The following is a 24,933-nucleotide window of genomic DNA, read 5'->3' as shown; positions in this document are numbered from 1 at the left end:
CTGGGCGATCACCGCGCTTGACGTAATGGCGGCTGGCGCGGTCGAGTGGATTGGGGTGCGCGGAGATATGGCATGCGAGCCGTCCGATGACCGTGCATGCGTTTGTCGATCTGCGCATCGACATCATCCGCCTGCGGAAGATGGTCGAGTTCACCGGTGTGTTCGGCCGTTTCGCGATGGCGGCGCTGGCTAAATATCTCTAACGTCCGCTCGGCATGTTCACGAGTGCGGTCGGGCCTCAACCAGCCATCTTTGGGGGCTTCCCCAACATGGGCAAGTTCGAGCGGCGGCACGCCGCACGCGACAAGGATTCGGACCGGCCGGCCTAGAGCCTCCGAGCATCTTATCCTCGCCCAGGAAAGCCGTTTGATCTGGAGGATCGAGCAGCCGTCGCTTTCTGCTGCCACCTGAGGCTCAACTGTTTGCAAGCAAGACGCAGGCATTCGCAGTAGCTCAAATGGTGGGTTTTGGCGTTGGAGGATCAAAAACGCCTTATCTTCCAACGCGGATTGACTGACACTCTCTCCGCCGAGAACAAAAAACGCCTCGGACGTGGGGGACTTGAGGCCATCATCCAGGCTCCACTAGCAATCCAAGTCACGTGAACTGCATCTTCTATCTACGGAGTGGCAGCACCGACCCGAAACTGCCCCCGTTTCCTTCGAGCTTCCTCTCTCGCTTGGCGATCTTTTCGACCGCGTCCGCGAGATAATCGGGGTGATGATGACCGTAGGTATTGAGCAAGACGTCAAGCGACATGCCGAGGTAGCCCGCCGCCTGCCAGGGATCGGCGCCGCGCTGCATCAGCCAGGTCGCTGCCGTATGCCGGAGCGTATGGGGCGAAATACCCGCGCCAAAGCCGGCCAGTCGCACCGCGGTCTTGAACGCCGTCTTCACCGAGGTAACGGGCTTTCCATTGAACTCCACGAAGTGCTTTGCGTGATGATCGATCCGGTGCCACCGTCTGAGGTGCGCAAGCAGGCGAGGCGGGATCGGCACCGGCGGTTGCCGCTTGTTGGTCTTTGCGTCGCCCTGGCGGCGCCGGTAGTAAATGCCGCGCTCCAGATCGACGAACGCGCGGCCGACTGCCGGAATAGGTGAGGCCGCTGCGATCGCTCCGGCGCGGGAGCCGCTGTAAACGCCAATCAGGATGAACCGGGCGAGGTGACGCAAAGGCCGTTTTCCTGTCGCGACCTTTTGGCCCTTCAATGACCCCCGGGACATTCTCTGCATCTCGCGGTACCGCCAGCACGTCCAGATCAGCTTCGCGGCATGGGATCTCGTGAGCCACCGATCGCGGGGTTCGCCCTTTGCCGGCAACGTGATCTTGACGATACCCCGATGGTAGCCCTCCGCAGCGTGATGATTGATGGCGGCGCGCAGGTCTTCGAGATCGCGCCGTGAGCCTCCTTTGTTGCCGCGCTCCCTTGCGAATTGACGGCACTGCTCGCCGTCGACGTCAGCAAGCATTTTCGCGCCCCACCAGTCGTTCAGCCGGCCAATCCGCTTCTTGAACTTGCGTATGCCGGGAATTGCCTCTTCTTGATCTTCTGCGATCTTGAATCGGTCGCGGAGCTTGGCGAGCTCGGCATCGAGATAGATCGAGAGCACATCGCCGATCGGGATCGATTCAATGTCCTGGGCCTTGCGCTTGGGGGTGTACTTCGATGCGATGTAATCCTTCAGCGTTTGCTCGGCGGCCGTAATTTCATCTGCAGCGCAGCCTGTGCCGATATCCCGGCCGTTGTCCCGGATGATCCAGGTTGCTCTATGGGTGACGTTGCCGGCCTTGTCTCGTCGGGCGGCTTTGAGCTGGAGCCGGGCCCCCTTGCTTCGACGCGGCATAATTCCCTCATTCGCTCAATATGAAAAAGTGTCGTGTAGTCCTTGCCGGCGATGCGCTCGATGATGAGTCGCCCGCGAGCGTTCTCTCGGCGCAATCCGGAAGCGGTCATCGAACCATCCGGGAATGCCACGGCCGCGGCCACAGAAAGCCGGAGAGGGTCGTGCTGGCCAATGGTCTCCCGGCGATTTGAGACGTCAGCCATGTTAGCGAAATCGCAATCTGCGAAGCACTAACGGTGATCGAGTTTCACGCGAACGCCATTGTTCTTTTTCTGGTCCCCTGAAGCGTGTGCTTGGCCTGAATTGCCGGACGAGGATCGGAGGCGCTGGTGCTCGCCCGCAATGATCGGGAGTACCGCGCCGCTCAGCGCAATCGCCAGGAGGCGTTCTTCGCGAGCTAGACGTCTCGAGGTCATCTGTGCCCATCGACACATACAATCGGCTCGTGGACGGCAGCTCAATTGCGACAAGCGGCAGTTTGGGCAGGCTAGCGCGGCTGCGAAGAAGGCTCGGGACAGGCGCGCCAACATTGTCCTAGATGCGGATGTCGATCACTTTTTCGATATGCTCCATCCGCTTTTGGGGCCAACTTAGCTTTGACTGGGTGATGCGTGCTCCTTCTAATTCACGCGCGCGAAGTCGGCTCGCTTAAGTGAGGCGATTGGCTCCCTCGCTGATCCGCTGGCTAAATACCGACAGTCTCACGACTCAATGACATTCGTCGGCTGCTCGATATGCCTCGCGCGATTCTACCAGGCCGGGCGTCTCGCCGATACTGGCAGATCTGACAGGTTGTGCATTGGCCTGACGCGCCGCCTGAGACGCTTGGTTCAGCGTCTTCGATGCGTTCAGTGTCCATCTTTGGCTCCTTCCGCGGACGACTTCCCTGCTTATGGACGTGACGACCTATGGGAAGCGCCCCGCCATCCGAAACCCTCGCCAGCTCCTTTTTTCCCCGCCGGCAGACCGGCTCCTCGCGGCCGCTTCGCTGCAAAAAGGCCGCTCTCTCGGGTGCGCCGCTGCGCTTCGCCCCGATGGGTTCAATGGCACTTCGCTCCCCATGACGGTCTCGCCATCGCGAGGGATCGGCCCTGCGAGATCGAAGGAGACAGACCATGACTGCAATCGGATTCGTCACCCGCACGGACAACGGCGGCTACAGGGGTGAGCTCAAGACCTTGTCCATCCGCGCCCACATCGACATCGTTCCCAATAGCGGCAAGTCGACTGAGGCTCAGCCAGATTTCCGCATCATCGCGCACGGAGCCGAGATCGGGGCCGGCTGGATCCGGCGCATGGACCAACTAGCCTCCGGTCCATGCAGCATGGCGCCCGCCGATGCGGCTTATCCCGGCCTTGTCACGCGAAAATGCCGGAAACCAGTGCAATTCCGTCTTCTTCAGCACAAAATGCCGGGCGGCATACCAGATAGTTCTGTCGCTGAGATCGTTCGTTGGGCTGTCTTCGATCGAGATCCGCGTTCGGCGTTTGCGAAGGATCCACATCCTTCGCTTCCTCCCTGGACTTGGCCCGGCTCGTGCCGGGCCATTTTTTTGCTCGGCGGCTGAAGCGTTTGCGGGATCAGCTTGTCAGCCGGCTCAGCGCTGTGGGGCTCAGCGGCGTATGATTTTCTTGAGGATCTCGGTCAGAGTCCGAAATTCTTCCCTCGTCAAGGGGGCGAATGTCTCGCCGGAAATCTCACCAATGGTCTCGATCGCAGCGTCCGCCGTCCGCCTCCCTTTGTCGGTTAATTCGATCTGCCGTCGTCGTGGATCCAAAGGATCCTTGGAGCTCTTGATCAGCCCGCGCGATTTGAGGCGATTGATGACGCCCGTGATCGTCGCTGAATCATAGTGGATCAGTCGTCCCAGGTGATTTTGAGAACATGATCCGACTTCCCTCAGTTTTGCCAGCGTCGAGAATTGGGGTGGGGTCAGTTCTTCGATCATTTTCGCGACAAAGATCGATGTGTGGGTACGGAGCGCGACGCGCAACAAAAATCCTGGCGCATCGTCCAACCTGTAAGACTGTGCGGCCTCTTTCGGCTTCTCGGTCGGAGCCGTCCTGGTTTTCGGTTGCACGATTTTCGTCCTCTTGCGGCACTTGGCCGTGGCTCGGCTTGAACAAAGCTGGATGGCTCGGCCTCGGAAGTCCCGAGTTGATCATTTGTCTACATTCGTTGACCCCAAGAATCCATGCCGCCTGACTGGGAGCCCGATCCGACCGGTGCGCCGTAGGCATCGAAGGCTTGGCACTTGTATACGAGTGCAGTGCTTGCATACGAGCGATAAATAGGATAAGGGTTGAGGATTGCCCCCTGAGAGGAGCCGCGCAGGCTTCTTGACCATCGGCGGCGACCTCGCACCCCGGATCCGAGCATGTCGGTGACTGACAGTATGAGTGCCGTACGACCCGACCTCATTGAAAAGGTTACGGGGCGGGCAGAATACGTTACCGACCTCATGATCCCGGGAGTGCTGCACGGCTTTGTGGTTCGCTCGCCCGCGAGTCACGCACGCATCGCCTCGATCGATACGCGCGCCGCTCGGTCAGTGGACGGCGTCGTTGACGTACTTGTCGGCGAGGACGTCGCCTCGTTCGGTTGCTGGGGAGTCGTGCTCAGAGACCGGCCCATCATAGCGATCGACCGGGTTCGGTATGTGGGCGAGCCGGTCGCCGTGGTGATCGCTGAGAGCATCGAGATCGCCGAAGCCGCCGCGGAACTCGTCGACGTCGAATACGATGAGCTTCCGCATGCAACGACGATCCGGGAAGCCTTGGTGGCGGATGCGCCGCTCATCCATGAGCGCCACGAAAATCTCGAAGACTTCTACTTCAAGGGCGGCGCCAGGCCGACCCCGAACAGCAACATATTCCACACATACAGGAACAACGTCGGAGATGTCGACGCTGCGGAGGCGGTTGCGGCGTACATCCACGAGGACCACTTCACTTTTCCGGCGATCTCGCACTTCGCGATGGAGCCGCATGCGGTCATCGCCGACTTCCAGGGGGAGTCCCTGACGGTCTGGGCAGGTGCGCAGACGCCGACCGCGGTTCAGAAGGTGCTGTCCAGGCTGTTTGGCCTGGCGCTGGCCAAGGTCCGCGTAATCGTTCCGTTTGTTGGCGGGGGATTCGGCGGTAAGGCCTCCGTCAAGATCGAGCCGTTGGTCGCTGCCGCCTCCTGGAAGGTGCGGCGCCCGGTTCGTGTCGCTCAATCCATGGCCGAATCGATGCTGACCTGTCGAAGGCTCGGCGCAGACATCACGATTCGAACCGCGGTCGACGCCAACGGACGGATCCTCGCGAAGAGCGCCCGGCTTCTGCTCGACGGCGGCGCGTATTCAGATACGGGCTCGGCGGTCGCCACGAAATCGGCGAATCGCATCATGGGGCCGTACGTGGTGCCGAATCTGCGCCTCGAGGCATGTGCGGTCTACACGAACACCGTCCCGGGCGCGGCATTTCGCTCAATCGGCGGCCCGCAAGCCGTATGGGCCAAGGAATCGCACATGGATAATCTGGCTGCGGCAATCGGAATGGATCCGACAGAGTTCCGCTTGCTCAACTTGGTCCCGCGTGGCGAGCGCATCCGTCCCGATCTGCGCGCGCTCGACATGGACATGAGCGAGCTGATTGGCCGGGTAGCGCAATCGTTCGCATCCGAGACGAAGGCGTCCAACCGTCAGGCGCGCGGATTGGCCGTCGCCGTAACCGATCCGGCGAATACGCCGATCAGCAACGCGATCGTACGTCTCAAGATCGATGGGTCGGTCCTCGTTTCAGTCTCGAGCATCGAGGTTGGTCAGGGTGCGCACGCGACGATGGCCCAAATCGCGGCGCAGACCCTGAAGCAGAATGTGTCTGCGGTCACCGTCCTGCGCTCCGATACGGCGGTCGCCCCATACGACTGGGGTACCGGCGCGAGCCGCTCGACCGTCGTCGTTGGCCTCTCCGTCGAGAGCGCCGCTCTCGACGCGGCCGATCAGATTCTCGAAATGGTTGCCGAGGTCTGGGAGCTTCCCCGCGACAGCCTGTCACTCGTCGAGGGGGGCGTTTCGACCGGTTCGGAAGTTCTCACTTTCCATCAGATATTTCACCGCAGCCTGGGTGTCGATTCGGGAGAAGTCGTCGGCCGCGGCGCCATAACGCCGCGTTCAAAGAAGGGCTCCCTGGCCGAGTCACCTTTGTTCTGGGAGACATCCGCGGGTCTCGCAGAGATCGTCGTCGATGAAGAAACCGGCGAGATCCATGTTCCTCGGTACGCCAGCGCCGCCGACGTCGGTCGTGTGATCAATCGCGTCGCTGCGGAAGGTCAGGATGAGGGCGCCGCTGTCATGGGGCTCGGTCACGCGCTCTACGAGGCCCTCGAGTTCGAGGACGGGCAACCCGTCAACGCGACGCCGATCGATTATTCGATACCGCGGATCTCCGACGTGCCTCCCTCGTTCGACACGATACTTGTCGAAAACGGCGACGGCCCGGGGCCTGGCGGCGCCAAAGGAATGGGCGAGGGAGCAATCCTTCCAGTCGCACCGGCGATCGCCAACGCGCTGTTCTCCACCTACGGCATCCGAATCACCGATCTACCAATGACACCCGAAAAAGTGTGGCGCGCGCTACAGAAGAGGAGCTGAATTCATGGAATTCAACATGTCGATGGCGGTGCCAGCGACGCCGGCGCAGCTTTGGAGCACGCTGCTCGACGTTCCGCGCATATCAAGTTGCATCCCCGGGTGCGAAAGCGTCGAGGAAATCCAGCGGCTTGCAACCTACAAGGCGACCGTCAAGCAGAAGATCGGTCCATTCAAGCTCGAAGTGCCGGCTGACATCATCGTTGAATCGATCACCGAGCCGTCTCACGTGCGCACCCGCGCTACAGGCCGCGACAAGATCACAGGAACGCGGCTGGCGGTTGTCCTCGACGTGACCGTCACGCAGGAAGGGTCTGGTTCCACATTTGCCGTGGACGCGAAAGTCGACGTGCAGGGCCGGCTTGCGACCATGGGGTTCGGCATCATCAAACGCCGGGTCGATCAGAACTTCGAAGAGTTCGAGAAGCGGCTCAAAGAAATGCTGGGCGCGGCCTGATCATGCTGCCGTCACCCTTCCAATTCGAGCGGCCTTCGACGATCGCCGACGCCGTGCGTGCCGTCGGAGATTCTGGCGACGGCATGTTCTACGCCGGCGGGACCGAGTTGCTGCTCGCGATGAAAATGCGCGTCATCCGTGCGGACCGCCTCATCGACATCAAGGGCATCCCTGGGCTCGATTGCATCGCCGTCAACGACATGAACGAGATCGAGATCGGCGCGCGCTGCACGCACAAGAAGATCGCCGGCGATTCCGTCATCCGCGAGCACGTGCCGGCCCTGTCGTCGCTCTGCGCCGAGGTGGCGAACATCAGGGTCCGCAACGTCGGGACAATCGGCGGCAACCTGTGCTTCGGAGAGCCTCACGCCGATCCGCCGACGATGCTCGCGGCCCTGAACGCACGACTGGTGCTCGAGGGATCCAAGGGCGCGCGTGAAATTCACGCCGATGATTTCATCCGAAGCGAAATGGAAACTGTGCGCGAGCCTGACGAGCTGCTGAGAGTCATCGTGTTCCCGCGGCCGGCGGGACCGGTAACCTATCGCCGGTTCAAGCATGGTGAGAGGCCCTCAGTGAACGTCGCGATGGCCTGGTCACTGAACGCCGGCGGGAGCACGATCAGGAGCGCCCGTGTACGGGTCGGCGCGCTTGGTTCGCGGCCACAGCCTCTGACGGCCGTCGAAGATGCCCTCCGAAACGTAGCGGTAGCAGAGGCCCGTCGGGCGATTGAGACAGCTCTTCCCGCGGCGCTGGATCAGCTTGAAGTCAACGCGGATCGGCATGGCGGGGCCGATTACAAGCGTCACCTTGCAGGCGTGCTTCTTCTGCGTAACGCCGCTGAGGCGATCATCGCCGGCGGGAGCTGGCTGAAATGATACAGGTATTGGCCATCTCGTTCTCGTTGAACGGCAAGACGATCGCCGTCGACATCCCGGCCCATGTGCTCTTGATCGATCTCATCCGAGATCGTTTGGGCCTGAAGGGAACGAAACGTTCCTGCGACATGGAAGTATGCGGCGCTTGCACGGTCCTTCTCGACGGTGAGCCGGTCTCGAGCTGCACAACGCTCGCCGTCGATGTGGATCGGCGCGAGGTTACCACAATCGAGGCTGTCTCTTATACACATCTGACGCTGCCGACGAACGATGTGTATAAGAGACAGCTACCTGCACGGCAATCTTTGCCGCTGCACCGGTTACACCAAGATTTTCGAAGCCGTGAAGAGCCTCGCGATCCAGCAGGTCTCGCAGGATGCCGCTTGAATCCGCGCGAGACAGCGCAGCTACCTTCTGGAGATATCATGAGTATTGATCAGGTCAAAAGAACGAGTGTCCTTATCGCAGGCGCTGGCATCGGCGGTCTGGCGATGGCGCTATCGCTGCTTCGACGCGGCATCGATTGCGACGTTTTCGAGCAGGCGTCCGAGTTGCGCGAGGTAGGCGCCGGCCTTTGGGTCTCCATGAACGGTGTGCGTGTTCTTCGCGACCTCGGCCTCACCGAGGAAGTCGAACAGCACTGCATCGCGGCAGAGCGACGTTCTATCCGGCTCTGGAACACGGGTGAAACGTGGTCCCTCTATAATCGGAGCTCCGACGCGGCCCGGAACCAACCCTATCTTCTGCTGCGCGCGCATCTGCTGAAGATCCTTGTCGACGGTGTGCGGCGATTGAAGGCGGACGCCATCCATCTGAACGCCCATGTTGTCGGGTTCAGCCAGAGCGACGAGGGAGTTCGGGCGCAGTTCGCAGATGGCCGTGAGATCGAAGGTCGCGCCCTGATCGGCGCCGACGGCTCCCATTCGAAGGTTCGTACCGGTCTGATCGGCCAGATCGAGAGCCAGTACACCAATGCAATCGCCTGGCGTGGTCTTGTGCCGGTCGACCGCCTCGAGCCGCATCAGCGCGAGCCCGTGGTGTCTACCTGGATCGGGCCGACCGCGCATGTCACGGCATATCCGGTCCGTTGGCAGAACACGGAATTGATGACGTTCTCGGGTCAGGTCGATCGCAACGACTGGCTCCTGGAATCGTGGTCGGAGAAGGGCTCTGTCGAGGAGTGCCTGAAGGACTTCGTAGGCTGGCATCCCGACATCATCGCGCTCGTCAGCAACGTCGATAGCCTTCACAAATGGGGCCTGTTCGTGCGGCCTACGCTGGCTGGTTGGTCGCAAGGACGGGTCACGCTTCTTGGAGATGCCTGCCATTCGATGCTGCCGTATCTCGGTCAGGGAGTGAACATGGCGTTGGAGGACGCGTCCGTTCTCGCCCGCTGCTTCGAGCAGCAGCCCGACGATCTCGCGAAAGCTTTCCAGACATACCAGAGCCTGCGACTTGATCGCACAACCAGGGTCGTGAAGTCCGCTGCCGGGATGCTGCCGATCTTCCATAACTCGGCGCTGTGCAAGGCCGAAACGGCGGGAGACTACATCAGGACCCAGTGGGCGCCGGAAGCCACGGCCGCTCGTTACGACTGGATCTACCAGTATGACGCGACCGCCGTTCCTCTTCATTGACATCTCTCCTCCACGAGCACCGGTGCACAATGATGATCGGCAAAGAGCAGCCCTGGGACAGGGTGATACCGCTCGAAGAGCGCGAGACCTATGCCATTGCAGGGTTGGGTGGCGCGGCTGGATTCGGCAAGCGGCCCGCACTCCTGGTGATTGACGTGCAGTACCGCTCGGTCGGTGACCACCCGATGCCGATCCGCGAAGCGATCAAGCAATATCCAACCAGCTGCGGCGAGGCTGGTTGGCAGGCGATAACGCAGATTTCCGAACTGATGCGGTTGTTTCGCGGGAGACGATGGCCGGTGATATTTCCGCATGTCGCCTGCAAGGTCAGCCATGACCAGGGGGCATTCGCGGCAAAAATTCCGGGCATCATGCAAATTCCGCCTGAGGGCTACGACTTTGTTCGTGAGGTGGCTCCCGAGCCGGGGGAACTGCTGCTGCCAAAGACGCAGGCAAGCGCATTCTTCGGCACCCCGCTGACGACGTATCTCGTCGGGGCCGGGATCGATTCGCTGGTGGTGACCGGTTGCACGACCAGCGGCTGCGTCCGGGCGTCGGTAGTCGATGCGTGCGCGCTGAATTTCAAATCGATCGTGCCGAGCGACGCCGTCTACGATCGTTCGCCGACTTCGCACGCGGTCAACCTGTTCGATATTGCCAGCAAGTACGCAGATGTGATGCCGACCCGGGCAGCCATCGAGCGGCTCCGCGCGCTGGCGGATGATCGTAACAGGGATCGGCCGACATGAGTGTCGCCCCGGTATCCGGTCTGCTTTACGGCGCTCATGTGCGTGCGAACGGCATCCGCCAACATTACCTGCGGTTCGGCGGAGCCGGGCCCGCCATCGTCATCGTCCCGGGCATCTCGACGACTGCGGCACAATGGGCGTTCATCGCGGAACGCTTGTGCGTCGGATACGACGTATATGTGCTCGATGTCCGGGGGCGCGGCCTTTCCGAAAGCGGACCGCATCTCAATTATTCGCTGGATGCCTGCGCCTCCGATTTGGTTTCGTTCGCCGAGGCGCTGGAAATAGGCGCATATACCTTGCTCGGCCACTCCATGGGAGCCCGCATCGGCATTCGTGCCGCACGCTGGCGGCCATCGCCCATAAGACAGTTGATCCTGGTCGATCCACCGGTCTCCGGTCCCGGGCGTCGCGCCTACCCAAGTCCGATCGGACCTCTTCTCAAGCTGCTTCACAGCGCAAGCCTTGGGGAGGCAGAGGCGGCGCTGCGAAGTCCGTCCGCGCCGCGCTGGCCCGAAAGGCACATTCGGGCCAGGGCCGAGTGGATGCACACCTGCGATGAACGCGCCCTGGTCGAAAGCCACAAGGGCTTTCATCACGATGACATTCACAATGACCTCGCCAACCTCAGCGTCCGCACTTCGCTGCTCGTTGCCGGGAAGGGCGATGTCATACGTCCCGAAGATGAAAGAGAGATTCAAAGACTGCTGCCGTCCATCGTGATCAAGCGACTGGAGAGCGCAGGTCACCAAATGCACATCGACGACACGGAAGGCTTCCTTTCGATCGTCAATGACGTTCTCGGCTGACCGCTCAAGGCCGGTCGGAGGGTTGCGGATACATGCTTGGCAAAGAGGAGATGACCAGATGACCCGGCAACGCATCGATGTTGAAATGCTCGACCTCTTCAAGGCCGAGCTTGCACTTTGCAAAGTGAGGGAAGGCGAGGTCGTAGCTGTCCTGAGCGGCGGCGAGGATCAGTCGGAATATGCCCAGACATTCATGTTGGCTGCCCAGGGTCTCGGTGCGACAACCTTCCACCTCAATGTTCCCAAATACGGCCAGAGCAAGGTTGCGGGCCTGCAGGGTAGACACGCGCTGACAGGCAACCAGCCGGCGATCGACACGCTCAAGCGCGTGGATATGGTGATTGATCTTCTGGGTCTGCTGTTCTCGCGCGAGCAACTCGAAATTCAGGAAGCGGGCACGCGCATTCTGCGCGTAATGGAGCCGTTCCATATTCTCAAAAAGATGTTCCCGACCGAGGATCTCCGCCGGCGAACGGAACTCTCACGAACGCTCCTGCAGTCAGCCAGAACCATGCGCATCACGTCGCCGGGCGGAACAGATGTGACCTACGGATTAAAGCAGTATCCGGTCATTTCCGAGTACGGATACACCGATGAACCGGGCCGCTGGGATCATTTCCCGTCAGGCTTCGCTTTCACCCAAGCCACGGATGGTGACGTCAACGGAACTGTCGTTCTGATGCCAGGCGACATTCTCTGCGCGTTCAAGCGCTATATTCAGTCTCCGGTCACGCTGACCATCAAGGACGGCTTCATTGTCGACCTCGAGGGCGAGGGGACCGACGCAACGCTCATCAAGAACTATATCGACAGTTTCGGCGATCGGCGCGGATGGGCAATCTCGCATATCGGGTGGGGATCAAATGAGCGCGCCGACTGGCACCACATAGCTGCATCTCAGCAGCTCGCGTCGGAGCATATCATGAACGCCCTTTCCTTTTATGGAAACGTTCTGTTCTCGACGGGACCGAATACCGAGCTTGGCGGCACGAACGACACGCCGTGTCATCTCGACATCCCGCTCCGCGGCTGCAGCCTCTGGCTCGACGATGTTCATATCCTCGACAAGGGTGAGTTTGCCTATTCCGAGTTGAGGGCACCCGGCCGCTAGGCCTCGCCCTCCTGATCAAGACCTGGAGCCGCATCCGCGGTTCCCAATAACGCGGAAAGCGTTTCGGCAACGACCATCCACTGTCCAGCTCTTTCAATGGGAAACGCATTGCATGTCCAAAACCCTCTCAGGCGCGGAAGATTACACGGCCAGGCAACGGTATTCGATCATGATCTCGGCGATGCTGGGATACATTCTCGACTTCTATGATGTCCTGATCTTTCCGTTTCTCCTGCCCGCGATCCAGCGGTCGATGTCGCTATCGTTGACAGAGATCGGCTCTCTGCAGGCCCTGACACTATTCGGATCGGCGATCGGCGGGGCTCTGTTCGGCGTCATCGGTGATCGCCTTGGCCGGAAGACCTCGCTTCAGCTCACCATCGCGCTGTTCTCGGTCGCGGCGATCATTTCCGCGTTCGCATGGAATTACTGGTCGCTTGCGGTGCTGCGCTTCATCACCGGCATCGGTCTTGGCGGCGAGTATGGCGTTGGCATGGTGCTTTTCAACGAGGCCTGGAAAAAGGGCAGCCGAGGCTTGGGTGCAGCTGCGCTTCAGGGCTGCGCCGTGATCGCATCGTCCACGGCTTCGATCGTCGGAATCTGGCTTATCGCGACGTTCAGCGACGAGTGGAGCTGGCGCATCGGCCTGCTGAGCGGCGGAGTGCCGATCCTGCTGATCATCTTCATTCGCTTCTTCATGCCTGAGTCGAAGATCTGGCTGGAGTACGAGGCGCAACGCAAGGCCGGTCCGGTTGTGGCCGCGGCCCGCACTCTTCCCCTTGCAGACTTGTTCCGCAATGGTCTGGCGCGGCAGACCGTCACTGCCTTCGTGTGGCTGATGAGCTACATGCTGTGCTACTACAGCGTAGTCTCCTTCATTCCGACGCTGTTGCTCCGGGACATGGACACGCCGGGCGACGTCGTTCGCACCACGGCCGTTCTTCTTTCCGTGGTCAGCGGCATCTGCTACCTCGCCAACGGCTTTTTCAACGACAGGGCTGGCCGACGGTTCGGTGCTCTCGTGCCGGCCTTGTTTTGGGTCGGATCCCTGGTTGGCATGGCGGTGTGGGGAAGTCAGCTCTACGCCGGCTCGAAGACCGAGTGGCCGATGTTCTGGCTCTATATCGGTTTCGGTATTGGCAACGTTGCGCTCGGCGTGACGGGCGTCTGGATCTCGGAGCTCTATCCGGTCAACCTGCGCGCAACGGCGGTGTCCACATTCTATATGGGCGGCCGCGGCCTTGGCAGCATCGCGCCAGTGATCGTACCCCTGGCGGCTGCTCATTTCGGCGGAAGCCTGCTGAACGGCATGGTCGCCGTAGCCCTTCCTGCCGCAGCTACTTTCATTCTGGCTTCTCTTCTGCTTCCCGAAACGCTCGGTCGCGATCTGTCCGCGAAGGGCTTCAAGGCCGACGCGGAATCGGAGCCTGCGATGAAGGCTGCGCCGGTCTCGAGCGTATGATGCACCCGTGAAATGACGCGCAGCCGGCGAGATGAGAGCTTGTCGCGCTCATCTCGTCGGCTCGGCGCGGAAGATGCAATCCGTGACTGGGCCGTCGATACGGACAAATGACGTCTGATCGAGACACGCACACCAGCGAATCAAATGTTGGCCGGCACCGTCTTCTTCATGCCTGCCGGTGCGCCGGTGGCAGGTGTTGTCGACCGGCCGATGCGCAGCGTCCTTGCAGACCTTGTTGCGGCCATGCAATAGAACCGCGTCGGCAATCTGGGTTTCCACAGCGTGGTGATAAGGACGTATCGTCCGGAATTGACGACGTCCGACGTGTCAGCCGCGACCTTCAGATCGGCAGGTCAAGTTGCGGCGCCGCATCGTCGCCTTGTAAGGACGAAAGCGAAACCCCCAACAGCCGGACTGACCTGGAAAAGGGTATCTTGTTCTGAAGCAGCGCGATCGACAGTCGTTCGAGTTCCGCGCGGCTCGAAACCGCGGCAGGTACCGACCTGCTGCGCGTAATGATTTCGATGTCGTTGAACTTTACCTTGAGGGTCACCGTTCGGCCACGCGCTGCCTTGTCTTCGCAGTGCCGCCAGACCTTTTCGATCAGTGGCTGCAGTTCGGCGGCCAACGTTTGGAATTCGGTCAAATCGCTGGAGAAAGTAGTCTCTGCGCCGACCGACTTCCGAATTCGATCCGCGCGGACCTCACAATTATCGACGCCCCTCGAGATCCAATAGTAGTACGCACCGGCCTTGCCGAAATTGGCCTGCATGAATTCGAGCGACTGACCCGATCACACCTTAGTCGCGGCTGTTACCGACGTTGCCTTCTTGCTGGATTTGTTCGGCACATGGCAAGACGAGTGGGACGACAAGACGGCTGGTGGCTTTGTCGGCTTTACCACCATGACCGTGCGCGCGAATGGAAAGATAACGCGCTCGAGATATCCGTCGGTGTCGACCTTGTAGCCCTTGATGATGTCGTCGGAATCAACTTCTTCGCCGGTGTCGGCGTCGACCTTCAGATATTTGATCTGGTGGCCGGTCTTCTTGTTGATCTGGTTGAAGCTGATCTTGTCGGATTCAGAGGTCGCCGGGAACAGTGCAATGGGACACGTCACCAGCGATAACCGCAAAAAGCCCTTCCAATTGGCGCGCGGCGCCATACTCAAACAAACTCCACTACACTGAATGGTATCAATATAGGACGCCGGTCAGCGAAGTGGAGTCTGCGCTAGCAGTCGGGGCAGGCATCTCCGATGCTGCGCAGGACCTCCTGACACTCTTCCGGCGTGGCGCCCGGGAAGGGCCGGTTCCACGCCGCCTCGCGAGCCCGGTTCCGCGCATCGAGGTCGGTGCGATCGAGGGCATGACCGTGGTGCTCGCACTCCCTGACGGCTGGTGCTCGATCAGCATGCCGAGCGCCCAGCCTTCGAGGCTCCGATAGGCTGGACGGGCGGCTTGCTGCGGCGGGCGATGTTGCGCATTGGGCTTCATGGTGTGGTCTCGAATCAACCGACACCGCCAGTTATAGCACCTGCGTCAACGGGCCCTTCCTCGTGCCAAAACTTATGCCCGCTATGTAGGTTAGGAACCGAAGTCATTGAGTCGTTGTTCCCGATCTGCCGCAACGAAACTGCGGCGCGATTGGGAGGCCTGAAATGGCAAAGAAAGCGAAGAAGCAGAGCGCGCGCGGTCGCAAGCAGGACCGTACGCGCGTCGCTGGCGGGCAGCAGTGCCCCGGCTCTTGCCCCCGAAGACCCGGGGCACACTCGCGATCAGCGCTCGGTTTGATCGGGTTCACGGCGTCGAGCCTTGGCATGAACGCAGCTCTCGCTGGGGCGCGCCGGCTAAACTCACACCGGCCGAATCCTCTTTTTTAGCTTTCGATTGATGAGCATCTCGGCACGTCGTCTTGCCAGCTCAGGCAGCCTGGTTCGAACGGTACTGCGTATTGTTTCTCCGTCCATCTCAATGGTGATTTCGAATTGATCATCGTATCGCCGTGTCACTTTGAACGTGACACCTCTATGAATGAAAGTGCTTGGCATGACCGCGATTTAGCAAGCTCGGTCCAGTGCCTGCACCGGGAAGCTACGGGAAATCGTCCCGCTGCAGGAATAGACCTATGCTAAAAAAGCGGAATTTTCTCCTGTCAGGATTCACACGCGTTATTTTCGGACCGGGCGTCGTTTGGGATGATCCGAACAACGGGCAGGTAATTTTCATTCCGTATTTTTTCGGCCCTAGTAACGACGATCGTTGCTACTCGGTGGACAGCGGTCGGCGATCCAGCTTGGCCCCAGCATGATCCGGATGCTGGGGCCACTTCTTCAGGGTGAAGTGAGGCGGCTTTGTCGCCCCCTCACTGTCGTCACCAATCGGTTCTTAGTTGATAACGATGCTTCAATCTGAACGCCGCGGCTTCCGCGGCGTGCTGGATTCGGTTGAGATCGGCGCCGTCCCTGACCGTCGCATGAAGACTCCAATCCGCGCTCGCTGGAATGACTTCCACATGGCACACATATTCACCGCCGGGAAAACTGCGAATCTCGCGCAGCGCGATCAACTCCAGGTCCTTCACCGATATTGGCGTTCTCATGCCGTCTAAGCCTTGCCGCCCACGTTGCCTTGAACGGTAACTGATCAGGCCGCTTGGGCTGGCCGAGCGAGATCAGCAAGCAGCCGTTCCAGGTTTCGCTTCTCCTCTTCGATCCTTTTCGCGAATGTCTCCCGCTCCTGTTCCGATTCGGCTGTTTCCAACAGAAACTGATAGTGACTAATTACCTTCTGGCTTCCACGTATCAGAAATTGCGTACTCATGGTGAGGCTCCTTCCGATCGACTGGCTGTGCCGCCGAGTGGTGGCCGTTCATGGACGAGAAGGGGAATCTGAGCCGCCAGAGTTTCCATCGCCGACGATTCCTCGGACAGACGTCGTTCGATAAAGTTGCGCTCGAGGTCGCTCAGCTGTGTGCTGAGTAGCCATCGATACCGCTGGATGTTGTTGCGATGCGCCCGAAGCTGTTCGAGCTGGCGGTCGACGATCTCGCGCTTTTCTTTTGCCGAGACATGCCGGGCGCACCAGCGGGCGTCGATCCTGTCCACGATATGTTTCGGAAGGTTGATGTCGTTCACGTCACCCTCCTAAGCGGCTAGCGGACGCGCGGTTGAACGAAGACGACGGGGTCTACCTCCCGGCGGATGATGAGGATCGCTGTCGAGACGGCATAAGGCGTCGAGAATGGCCTCGAGCCTGACCGGTGATCGTAGATCCCGTGGCGCCCGTAGGCCTGGATGGCTAGGAACCGCGGCAGCGTCAGACGCCCATGACGCCAAGAGCGCGCGTTTTTCTTCCGTGGTCAGGGACAGATCCGCCAGGACATCTCGGGGATGACTAAACCGCGCCTCTTTGCGGTCAGATACATTCAGGGAAATGACATTCGCGGTCGTCGGCCGCATGTTTGCCTCCGTTCCAAGACGAGAATTGGATGATCGAAGCCGCGTGCGGCAGATCCGGACGCGGCTTCGCGGCTGTCAGGCTGCAGCGGACTCGAGCTGTTGCGGCCGGCTCGGCTGCGTCGCGTTGATTGCGATCCGCCGCGGCTTCATGGCTTCCGGAATTTCGCGCGCCAGCTCGATCTTGAGTAGACCGTTGTCAAACGCGGCGTCCTTCACCAGAACATGGTCGGCCAAGCTAAATTGCCGTCTGAATCGGCGGGTCGAGATGCCTTGATAGAGGTAATCCCGGTCCGCCTTTTCGACCTTGTTGCCTTCGATCGTCAGGACGTTCTGCTCAGCGGTAACGGAGATCTCGTCCGGGGAGAAGCCGGCGACCGCGAGCGCGATCTGGTAGCGGTCATCCGAAAGTCGCTCGATATTGTAGGGCGGGTAGTTGTCTTCGGTGGCTCGCTGGGCCGTTTCGGCCAAGTCGAAGAGGCGATCGAATCCAATTGTCGACCGGAACAAGGGAGAGAAGTCGTACGTGCGCATAGCCAAATCCTCCAAAGAGCAAGATGGGTATGAGAAGCACCGGACACGACCGGCGCCCGTTTGCCTGGACCCGATTGGCGTCCAGGGCGCCGGCCTCCTTAACGGTGACCTGCGCGAAAAAGGAATTAGAACGCGATTTGGCGGTGTCAAGAACGTCCAAGCAAAAAAATGCGCAGCGGATAATCGGCCTTTGCGCCTTTCAGGACAGCGCGTCCGTCGGTGCAGCGCTGGATGCGTCGGCCCTACTTAGGGCTGCGACGAACCGATGAATGTATCCGGCGGCAGGTTGTCTTTGAGCAACCGGATAGATTCAGCCGAAACCCGGAGGGCCGCATCAATGATGTGCCCGTCTAGCCGTTAATCGCTGTAAATGCGATTGATGACGCGCTGATCGGCCATGGCCGCGCTCCCTCGTTCAAACAGGCGGCAGAACTCTTGGTCTCTCAGCCACCGACGCCCACGGGCAGAGCCCTGGCCGGTGACGATGAGATAACTCCACGTCACGGGTTCCCTGCAGGAGCTAAAGCCAGAGCCCCAGCACTCCGGCTGGGGCGTCTGTGTTCACAGTAGCCAAGCAACGCTGGCGACGAGCGCAACAAATGACACCGCCGCTGCGCAGACAAAGGCAAGTTCAACGGCGTCGAGGTGTTGGTTAGCCTGCATGTTAGATGGGGACCCGTGGACCGGATGACATTAGCCATGCCGTCAAGTGCGCGGTGGCCTCTTCCTGCCGCGCCTTCCTCAACAATACCTCACGCTCTCGACCGGGGGGAAGTTTCTTCGCCCGCTCGCGTAGGTCTTGGGCTTCTCTGAAAAGACGTTCTTCAAGGGGAAAAATCTGTTTAACCCGGCGTCGTCGCTTCATGGCTCCTCTCTCCAACGCTGACGATCCTGCCCCAAAAACGGAATCAAGAAGCACATTGAAGCCAGAAAGTTCCAGGCTCGAGGGGCGCATAAGTCAGCGCGGAAGAACTTAGACACTTGTCAAGTTGAGGTAATCCGCGATGGCATCTCCAATGTCGATCGTTGTTCGTTACAATGACATCGCGCCTCATGGAGCGCTGGCAATCGGGACGGCTTCGGCGTCACGCCGCCTGGCCCCGGAAGATGCGCCGCTGCCGTCCTGGTTGCGAAATCGCAAGCCCACAGCACAACGCCGACCGCTTGAAATGCTTGCGGTCGGCGCTGGCTTAGCCCCAGGAAGGAATGCAAAATCCTGACAGATGTAAGTATGTGCGAGACGCTGCCACGTTTCGCGACTAACAATGGGTAATCCGAACGAGCAGAAATCGGATCTGGCAGCCAAGCAACCATTGCGTCGGTTAGCCCTTAAAGTGCGCTCATAACTCATCGCAAACGTCGATGGGCCGGTGGTCCGAACAACCGGCGCCCATGCTCGCCCGTTGATCTCGCCTAGGCGGATAGCAGCGTTTTGCGGCCAACATGCTGCGGGGATTAACGTGCGTTATTTCCGGCCCGTGCCAACTTCTGCAATCCGTGATGGTCGTTGGATTGATGCTGGAGAGGGTTTTGCCGTAAGCGCTTAGCCGGGACCCTTGCTTCAGGATTGGGAAGGCTGTGCGAAGAAGCCTCCGGCTTGGACGGAGGTTGGGATGGGATTGGACAGCAAAAAGGACGTCCATTTGGACGGCCCGTCGGGGTCGGTGAGCCGGCTGGAAGTTCTTGAAGGGCCGTCGGGGCGCCGCGTGCGTTCGGAAGCTGAGAGAGCCCGGATCGTCGCCGAGAGTCTGTTGCCCGGTGCCTAGGTGTCTGAGGTTGCGAGCAAGCACGGGGCGACGCGCTGGCAAATCTACGATTGGCGACGGCGGTTTCGACAGCGAGGCATGTTGTCGCCGTGCGAGGCGTCTCCACCGACTTTTGCGCCGCTGGTTGTGGAAAATGGAGGAGCGTCAGGTTCCGGCGATCAGGCTTGAGATCGCGATCGGTGATGTCGTGCTGCGGACGGATACGGCCATTGATGCCGAACAGCTATCCCGGGTGATCCGTGCGGTGCGAGCGTCACGATGATCGCGGCCGGAGCTGATCTGAAGATTTACGTTGCCACGCGGCCGATTGACTTCCGCTGTGGCCACGATGGGCTTGCGACGGTCAGGCGGCCTCAGTTGGTGGCCGCTTCCACCTTCATCAAACGATGTCCCGCGGACCCCGGGCTTTTGCGTAGGAACCACTCGGGGTTGAGCGGCTTGTCGTGTAAATTTCATCTGGAGGCACGCCATGAGCAAAAACAAGACCCTGCAGGACCTTTTCCACGACACCCTCAAGGATATCTATTTTGCCGAGAAGAAGATTCTGAGCGCGCTCCCCAAAATGGCCAAGGCTGCAAAAAGCGACGAACTGCGCGCCGCGTTCGAGAAGCACCAGGAGGAGACCGAAGCCCAGATTGAACGTCTCGAATCAGTTTTCACGACGATCAAGGCTCGGCCCCAGGGCAAGACCTGCGATGCCATCATGGGCATTCTCGATGAGGGAAAGGAAATCATGTCCGAGTATAAGGGCGCGGCTGCTCTCGATGCCGGTCTTCTCGCCGCGGCCCAGGCGGTCGAGCATTACGAGATCTCCCGTTACGGCACGCTTATCACATGGGCGGACGAGCTCGGCCTCGCCGATGCCGTCAAGCTTTTGAAGGAAACACTGGCGGAAGAGAAGAAGACGGATCAAACGCTGACCAGCCTCGCCAAGAGCGTCGTCAATGCCGAGGCCGAAGCGGCCTGATGCGGACTGGGGATTATTGAGATCGCGGCTTCAATAATCCCTACGACCTCATTACGGTGCTGGAGAGCCCGAAGGCCCGCAGTGCCTTGCGGGAGGAAGCGGCCATGGCGAAGAGTGCCAAGAAAACGAAGAAATCGAAAAAGCGCCGCTAATCGAAAAGCTCGAGCAGCGACGTCGAAAATGAAATGCGCCGCTGCTAGAAGGGCACCGCCAAGAGTGGACGCGGCGGCAAGGGCGGGAAAGTGAGGAGCCGAAAACAGGCCATCACCATCGGCCTCTCTAAGGCCCCAGGTCGTCGGCCTGTCCGACGCGCAAGTCGACCAGCTTCTAATTCGCGCAAATGCCCTGGTCTGATCGGGCCGCAGCACAAAAACTAAAATGACTAACTTGGGGAGAGAGGCTCGATTTACTCACCGCGTCGATGTGATTGACAGGTCTTGTTCGGAAGCGCGACACTTGCCCTAAGGGCGGTCGTGCGGTGGTTTGCAGTCATGAAGATGCTTACGGAATACTTGGATCGAGCTGTTGAGTTCGAGCGGTTAGCAGCCTCTGAAGAGAATGAAGCGTTCAGATCAGTGCTGTTGAGGCAGGCTGCTGCGTACAGACATTTGGCAGAGAAGCGCGCCGAGCAATATGGCTTGCCGAAGCCCAGTGCTCCTGAGGTGTTGCAACGCTTCCGCTCTTAAATGACTACGGGTGAAGCAGGAACAGCAGGCGCTGCCGCTCTTGTTCGAGTTGGCTCTGGTTGTTGCGCAGCGTCTCAAGCTCGCGCTGCATACCGGCCTTTTCGTGATTCTGTCGCTTCAGTTCAACAAGGCGTGCCTCGCATTCAGCCAGCTGACGCTCTCCCTCGACTACCTGACGTTCGATCTCCCGCAATTGATCTATGATACTTTCTCTAAACATCGCTTCACGCTGCCAAGTGATGCCCAGCAAGATATGCATCTAGCAAATTAGAAGTTCCTAGCTTCCGCTCCGCTACTCGGCACGACGGTCGGTGACCTTCTCGCTCTAGCGAACCCCTCGCTAAAGGCGCTTTCTTCCGAAATAAAGGATTATCACTATGACCAGCGCTGGTTTCTGCGAGCGCTATCGATTTGCATGGCATCTCCCGTGCCTCCGTTTGACCTGATCGTCTCGGCCGAGGTCACCAGCGAAGCCTGGTATTCGAAGCATCTGCGCTGGCCGACCTGGGTCGGCGAACAGTCCGGCGTGACGATCGACTGCGGCTGCGGGGAAGCACGCATGAGCTGGGTCGTCGCAATCGTCATGCGCCTGGCGGGCCTCGCCGGCGTGAACCTCTCGCCATTTGCCGCCGGCGCGCTGTTCGCCGGCAGCCTGGCTGTCGTCGCCGGCGGCGCTGCGATCGCCGGCGGCATGCATCTCTACAACGCCGGCTTTATAGCGCGGCCGATGCCAAGTGCGAGGCGGCCCATGTCGCCGAGCAGAATGCACAATTGCAGGCGCGACTCGCGGAAAGGGACCGCCAGCTCGTTTTCGCCAAAGCCCTGCAGCAGCGCGACGCCAAGCGTGCTGCGGCAGCCGAGGAGCAGCTCAGGACCAACCAGGGGGCAATCGATGCAACGCCGGCTAATTCTAACAAGTGCTTTACTTGCGACATGTCTCGCCGGGTGCGTGGCGTCCGGTAGCGTCGACAAGCTGCAGCCTCCGCCTCCGGACGCGCCGAACATTCCGCCGATGCCGGCGGACGTCGCGGCCTGCGAGCGCGCGCCGGTCGATACGCCGGATCGCGATCTCGACGCCGGCGAGATCGAGCGGCTCTGGAAAACCGACCGCGCGGCGCTGGCAAAGGTCAATGCCTGCCTGCGTCGCGCCGTCTGCCAATAACAGGACGTCCGCGAGGGCATCGGCCGCGTCGAGGCCGTCGCCTGCGACAGCTCGGCGCCGGCGGAAAAGCCGTCGCCTCGGTTCGGCCTGTTCAAGCGAAAAAAGGCGAAATGAGCGGCGACGAAACAGCCGGCGTAAATGCTGCCTTGCTTCAAATGGCCGCCAAGATCGGCGGGCTCGAGTCGACTGTCTCGACGCTGCTGCAGACCTGGCAGCGGATGGAAGAGAAGGCCTCGGAGGGCCGGAAGGATCTGCATCAAAAGGTTGAGGCGTTGCGGGCCGACGTCACGACGATGGGCGCGCAGATCTCGACGGTGACCAAAGACATCGCCGAGATGAAGCCGACCGTCCAGGCCGTCCAGAACGTTCGCGTCCAGGCGGCCGGCGTCAGGAACGTCAGCCGCTGGCTCTATTGGGCCGCGGTCGGTTTGACCGGCGGCGTCGTCTGGGTCGTGAACAACTTCGTCGACATTCACGTCAAGCACTGATGGTCACGTGCGATCGCTCCTCCTAATCGGGGTCTTGATCGAAACCTTTGGGGAGGCGAGGGATTTGCCCATCATCAGCCTTATTGCAGGCGGGACAGGGCGCGCCGGCGCCGCCGCAAGTGCACGCGTGCGGACCGGTCCAGGGCTGGTCCTGATGGTTCTCACAAACCCATCTTGTGTCGTCGCAAAAAATGCAGCAAGGCTTGCTCATAGATCTTCTCGCACGCCACGAAAGAATGGGTGCCGCACCTTGCCCTCGGCGGATTTTGCGCGGTACTCGATCTCGGCCAGCACCTTCGGCTCAACCCAGATCGCCTTGTGTGCGATGCGCTTGGTGTAGGGCTGCGTCTTGCGGATCAGCGGCGTCAGGCGTTTGCGGAGATCGGCGGCCGACGCCTTGTCAAAGCCGTGGTCGACCTTGCCGGCATAGATCAACTCGTCGCCCTTGCGTCGGCCGACATAGATGCCGTCCCAGTCATTGCCGTCGAGCGCAAAGCCCGCGATGGTCAGGGTCTCGCGCTGGGCGCAGATTTTCTTGACCCAGTCCCGGCTGCGGGTACCGATCGGATAGACACTGTTTGCCACCTTCGACACCACGCCCTCGTACCCGAGCTTGCAGGCGTGGGTGAACATCTTGGGGCCGTCGACCTCGAAGCTCTCGCTGAACTGGATAGCGGTGCCGGCGATCAGCTTTTTGAGCACTGCCTTGCGCTCGACCAGCGGCAGCTTCCGGAGATCACGACCATTGAGGTACAACAGGTCGAAGGCCACCATCACGATCCTGGTCGACTTGCCCCGCAGCTCGTTCTGCAGCACGGAGAAGTCGGTCGTGCCGTCTGCCGAGGGAACGACGATCTCGCCGTCGATGATGGCTGACGATGCGGAAATGTGCCAGGCGTCGTCGGCAACCTTCTTGAAGCGTTTGGTCCAGTCGTTGCCGCGCCGGGTGTAGATCTTCACCTCGTCATGGGCGATGTGGGTTTGAATCCGATAGCCGTCGAACTTGATCTCGTGGATCCAGCGTGTGCCGCTCGGTACCTTCTCGATCGGCGATGCCAGGGCCGGCGCGATGAAGCCGGGAAAGAGCGCCTTGGTTCCGATCGCCTCGGGCTTCCTACGCTGAAACGCCACAACGCAACTCCACAAACAATGAGCTGATTCAAACTGGCGCAATCGCAATCGTTCCGCCGCATCTCCGCTATGGAACGGTCGATCATAACCAGAGTTGGCCATCACCAACAGGGAGGCCGGAATGGCAAAGAAGGCGAAGAAGCAGACCGCGCGCGGTCGCAAGCAGGACCGTGCGCGCGTCGCCGGCGGGCAGGATTACGAGGTGCGCTATGAGGCGAGGAAAACCGGCAAGTCGGCCGCATCGGTGAAGAAAGCCGTCAAGAAGGTCGGCACCAGCCGCAAGCGAGTTGAGCGCCGGCCCGGGTCGGCGATGAAAAAGTCGTTAGGAACGGCACCTTCGAAGCATCGTTAGCAATGTGCCGCCCACGGCAGAGCGGCATGGACGAGTGGAGCGTGCCCCGGCTCTTGCCCCCGAAGACCCGGGGCACATTCGCGATCATCTCCCTTGGGATCGTCACCTGTAGACCGGATAAAGCACAGCTTTTTCCGCGAAGATTCACACGGGATATTTTCGGAACCGGAGATCGCTTAGATGATCCGAGCAGCAGGGCTTGTAATTTTCATTTCGCATTTTTTCAGCCCTAGACCGACGACCGCTGCTACTCGGTGGACAGCGTTTCGGCGACTTGGCCCCAGCATGATCCGGATGCTGGGGCCTTTTCTAGGTAGGAACGAAGCGCTTGCGCTTGCATTGGTCGCCCTGTTCGGTGCCGCACCGCTACCGGCACGAGACGCCCAGCTACATCCTGACCCCAGCGTCAAGGCTGGGGTCCTTTCTTATTACGCTGTCCAGTCAGGACACTTGCTGCGACAACTAAGGCACCCGATCGCCGGGGAGAAGGAGTAGCAATTCCTGACACCGGTGTTAGCGTTGGAAACCTCGGGTCACGCCCCGATTCATCGAAGGACAACTGGCCTCGGCACCGGCCTCCAGGCCCCCAGAGGTGCTGGGGCCTTTTTCTTGGAGTGCCCATCGGCGGCCGACACCGGGATTCTACGGAGTCAACCTGTGGACCATTCGGCGCTAATTTATTCGCTGCCGGGGCTAGATTTCATTCCGCAGCAATTTTCAGATTTCCGGTAAGGGGCCGTCACGCGAAACGGCCCCTTTTCATTTCTGCAGCCAGGAAAAAGCTGCAACTTTTTCAGCCAGATTACGC

Annotated in this window: 21 protein-coding genes and 3 pseudogenes; 15 read left to right on the top strand and 9 right to left on the bottom strand. The window is 60.3% G+C overall.

Annotated elements, in window-relative coordinates:
• Nucleotides 1-615: 615 nt before the first annotated feature.
• Nucleotides 616-1,845 (bottom strand): tyrosine-type recombinase/integrase, encoded by a 1,230-nt coding sequence (locus tag IF803_RS27805; RefSeq protein ID WP_028342737.1) that lies wholly within the window; start codon nucleotides 1,843-1,845, stop codon nucleotides 616-618.
• A gap of 1,115 nt (nucleotides 1,846-2,960) precedes the next feature.
• Here IF803_RS27805 and IF803_RS27800 point away from each other — a divergent pair.
• Nucleotides 2,961-3,413, top strand: coding sequence for a DUF736 domain-containing protein (locus IF803_RS27800; protein WP_035632290.1), 453 nt, complete (start codon nucleotides 2,961-2,963; stop codon nucleotides 3,411-3,413).
• A 45-nt stretch (nucleotides 3,414-3,458) separates the two neighbouring features.
• On the opposite strand, the gene IF803_RS27795 is transcribed toward IF803_RS27800, so the two are convergent.
• The gene (locus IF803_RS27795; protein ID WP_456778732.1) at nucleotides 3,459-3,926 is read right to left on the bottom strand and encodes a MarR family winged helix-turn-helix transcriptional regulator; all 468 of its coding nucleotides are present in this window, start codon (nucleotides 3,924-3,926) and stop codon (nucleotides 3,459-3,461) included.
• A 297-nt stretch (nucleotides 3,927-4,223) separates the two neighbouring features.
• Here IF803_RS27795 and IF803_RS27790 point away from each other — a divergent pair, with 297 nt between their 5' ends.
• The 8 genes from IF803_RS27790 (at nucleotide 4,224) to IF803_RS27755 (ending at nucleotide 13,582) form a co-directional block, all read left to right on the top strand.
• On the top strand, nucleotides 4,224-6,482 hold the full coding sequence (locus IF803_RS27790; RefSeq protein ID WP_461194201.1) for a xanthine dehydrogenase family protein molybdopterin-binding subunit: 2,259 nt from the start codon (nucleotides 4,224-4,226) through the stop codon (nucleotides 6,480-6,482).
• Between the two features lie 4 nt (nucleotides 6,483-6,486).
• Nucleotides 6,487-6,936: a CoxG family protein gene (locus IF803_RS27785; protein ID WP_016840497.1), complete on the top strand. Its 450-nt coding sequence runs from the start codon at nucleotides 6,487-6,489 to the stop codon at nucleotides 6,934-6,936.
• 2 nt (nucleotides 6,937-6,938) lie between these two features.
• Entirely contained in the window at nucleotides 6,939-7,814 is an 876-nt protein-coding gene (locus IF803_RS27780) for an FAD binding domain-containing protein (RefSeq protein ID WP_028342740.1), read from the top strand.
• Nucleotides 7,811-9,451, top strand: coding sequence for an FAD-dependent monooxygenase (locus IF803_RS27775; protein WP_461194200.1), 1,641 nt, complete (start codon nucleotides 7,811-7,813; stop codon nucleotides 9,449-9,451). The genes IF803_RS27780 and IF803_RS27775 overlap by 4 nt, the downstream gene beginning before the upstream one ends.
• A 29-nt stretch (nucleotides 9,452-9,480) precedes the next feature.
• Nucleotides 9,481-10,200, top strand: a complete 720-nt coding sequence (locus IF803_RS27770) for an isochorismatase family protein (protein WP_461194198.1) — start codon at nucleotides 9,481-9,483, stop codon at nucleotides 10,198-10,200.
• The gene (locus IF803_RS27765) at nucleotides 10,197-11,009 is read left to right on the top strand and encodes an alpha/beta fold hydrolase (RefSeq protein ID WP_461194196.1); all 813 of its coding nucleotides are present in this window, start codon (nucleotides 10,197-10,199) and stop codon (nucleotides 11,007-11,009) included. Before IF803_RS27770 ends, IF803_RS27765 begins: the two co-directional genes overlap by 4 nt.
• 58 nt (nucleotides 11,010-11,067) lie before the next feature.
• Entirely contained in the window at nucleotides 11,068-12,120 is a 1,053-nt protein-coding gene (locus IF803_RS27760; protein ID WP_028342745.1) for a M29 family metallopeptidase, read from the top strand.
• Between the two features lie 112 nt (nucleotides 12,121-12,232).
• Nucleotides 12,233-13,582 carry an MFS transporter gene (locus IF803_RS27755; protein ID WP_028342746.1) on the top strand — a complete coding sequence of 450 codons (1,350 nt, stop codon included), beginning with the start codon at nucleotides 12,233-12,235 and terminating at the stop codon, nucleotides 13,580-13,582.
• A 340-nt stretch (nucleotides 13,583-13,922) separates the two neighbouring features.
• Here the strand turns inward: IF803_RS27755 and IF803_RS27750 are convergent.
• The 6 genes and pseudogenes from IF803_RS27750 to IF803_RS27725 all read right to left on the bottom strand — a co-directional run.
• Nucleotides 13,923-14,369: pseudogene (locus IF803_RS27750) on the bottom strand (DinB/UmuC family translesion DNA polymerase); the annotation flags it as partial.
• A gap of 150 nt (nucleotides 14,370-14,519) precedes the next feature.
• Nucleotides 14,520-14,747: pseudogene (locus IF803_RS27745) on the bottom strand (Ku protein); the annotation flags it as partial.
• A 1,208-nt stretch (nucleotides 14,748-15,955) separates the two neighbouring features.
• Nucleotides 15,956-16,165, bottom strand: a complete 210-nt coding sequence (locus IF803_RS27740) for a hypothetical protein (RefSeq protein ID WP_245288817.1) — start codon at nucleotides 16,163-16,165, stop codon at nucleotides 15,956-15,958.
• Nucleotides 16,166-16,227: 62 nt separating this feature from the next.
• Nucleotides 16,228-16,404: a hypothetical protein gene (locus IF803_RS27735; protein ID WP_461194195.1), complete on the bottom strand. Its 177-nt coding sequence runs from the start codon at nucleotides 16,402-16,404 to the stop codon at nucleotides 16,228-16,230.
• Nucleotides 16,401-16,718 (bottom strand): hypothetical protein, encoded by a 318-nt coding sequence (locus IF803_RS27730; protein WP_461194193.1) that lies wholly within the window; start codon nucleotides 16,716-16,718, stop codon nucleotides 16,401-16,403. The genes IF803_RS27735 and IF803_RS27730 overlap by 4 nt, the downstream gene beginning before the upstream one ends.
• Nucleotides 16,719-17,117: 399 nt before the next feature.
• On the bottom strand, nucleotides 17,118-17,573 hold the full coding sequence (locus IF803_RS27725) for an Hsp20 family protein (protein ID WP_028342751.1): 456 nt from the start codon (nucleotides 17,571-17,573) through the stop codon (nucleotides 17,118-17,120).
• A 2,235-nt stretch (nucleotides 17,574-19,808) separates the two neighbouring features.
• On the opposite strand from IF803_RS27725, the gene IF803_RS27720 reads away from it, so the two are divergent.
• The 5 genes and pseudogenes from IF803_RS27720 to IF803_RS27700 all read left to right on the top strand — a co-directional run bounded on the left by IF803_RS27720 (nucleotide 19,809) and on the right by IF803_RS27700 (nucleotide 22,642).
• Nucleotides 19,809-20,306: a YciE/YciF ferroxidase family protein gene (locus IF803_RS27720; protein ID WP_028342752.1), complete on the top strand. Its 498-nt coding sequence runs from the start codon at nucleotides 19,809-19,811 to the stop codon at nucleotides 20,304-20,306.
• Between the two features lie 212 nt (nucleotides 20,307-20,518).
• A pseudogene (locus IF803_RS27715) lies at nucleotides 20,519-20,683 on the top strand (DUF6496 domain-containing protein); the annotation flags it as partial.
• A 319-nt stretch (nucleotides 20,684-21,002) separates the two neighbouring features.
• Nucleotides 21,003-21,263, top strand: a complete 261-nt coding sequence (locus IF803_RS27710) for a hypothetical protein (protein WP_028342754.1) — start codon at nucleotides 21,003-21,005, stop codon at nucleotides 21,261-21,263.
• A gap of 156 nt (nucleotides 21,264-21,419) precedes the next feature.
• Nucleotides 21,420-22,154 (top strand): lysozyme family protein, encoded by a 735-nt coding sequence (locus tag IF803_RS27705; protein WP_028342755.1) that lies wholly within the window; start codon nucleotides 21,420-21,422, stop codon nucleotides 22,152-22,154.
• A 110-nt stretch (nucleotides 22,155-22,264) separates the two neighbouring features.
• Complete coding sequence (locus IF803_RS27700; RefSeq protein WP_028342756.1) at nucleotides 22,265-22,642, top strand: DUF1515 family protein; 378 nt, start codon at nucleotides 22,265-22,267, stop codon at nucleotides 22,640-22,642.
• A gap of 207 nt (nucleotides 22,643-22,849) precedes the next feature.
• Here the strand turns inward: IF803_RS27700 and ligD are convergent, their stop codons facing one another.
• Nucleotides 22,850-23,773 carry a non-homologous end-joining DNA ligase gene (gene ligD / locus IF803_RS27695; RefSeq protein WP_461194190.1) on the bottom strand — a complete coding sequence of 308 codons (924 nt, stop codon included), beginning with the start codon at nucleotides 23,771-23,773 and terminating at the stop codon, nucleotides 22,850-22,852.
• Nucleotides 23,774-23,894: 121 nt separating this feature from the next.
• Here ligD and IF803_RS27690 point away from each other — a divergent pair, with 121 nt between their 5' ends.
• Nucleotides 23,895-24,125, top strand: coding sequence for a DUF3606 domain-containing protein (locus IF803_RS27690; protein WP_051448012.1), 231 nt, complete (start codon nucleotides 23,895-23,897; stop codon nucleotides 24,123-24,125).
• The last annotated feature ends 808 nt before the right edge of the window (nucleotides 24,126-24,933 follow it).

This window comes from Bradyrhizobium sp. UFLA06-06, from assembly GCF_054820065.1.
The sequence above is the reverse complement of the archived record's forward strand: the minus strand, read 5'-3'. Positions and strand labels throughout refer to the sequence as shown.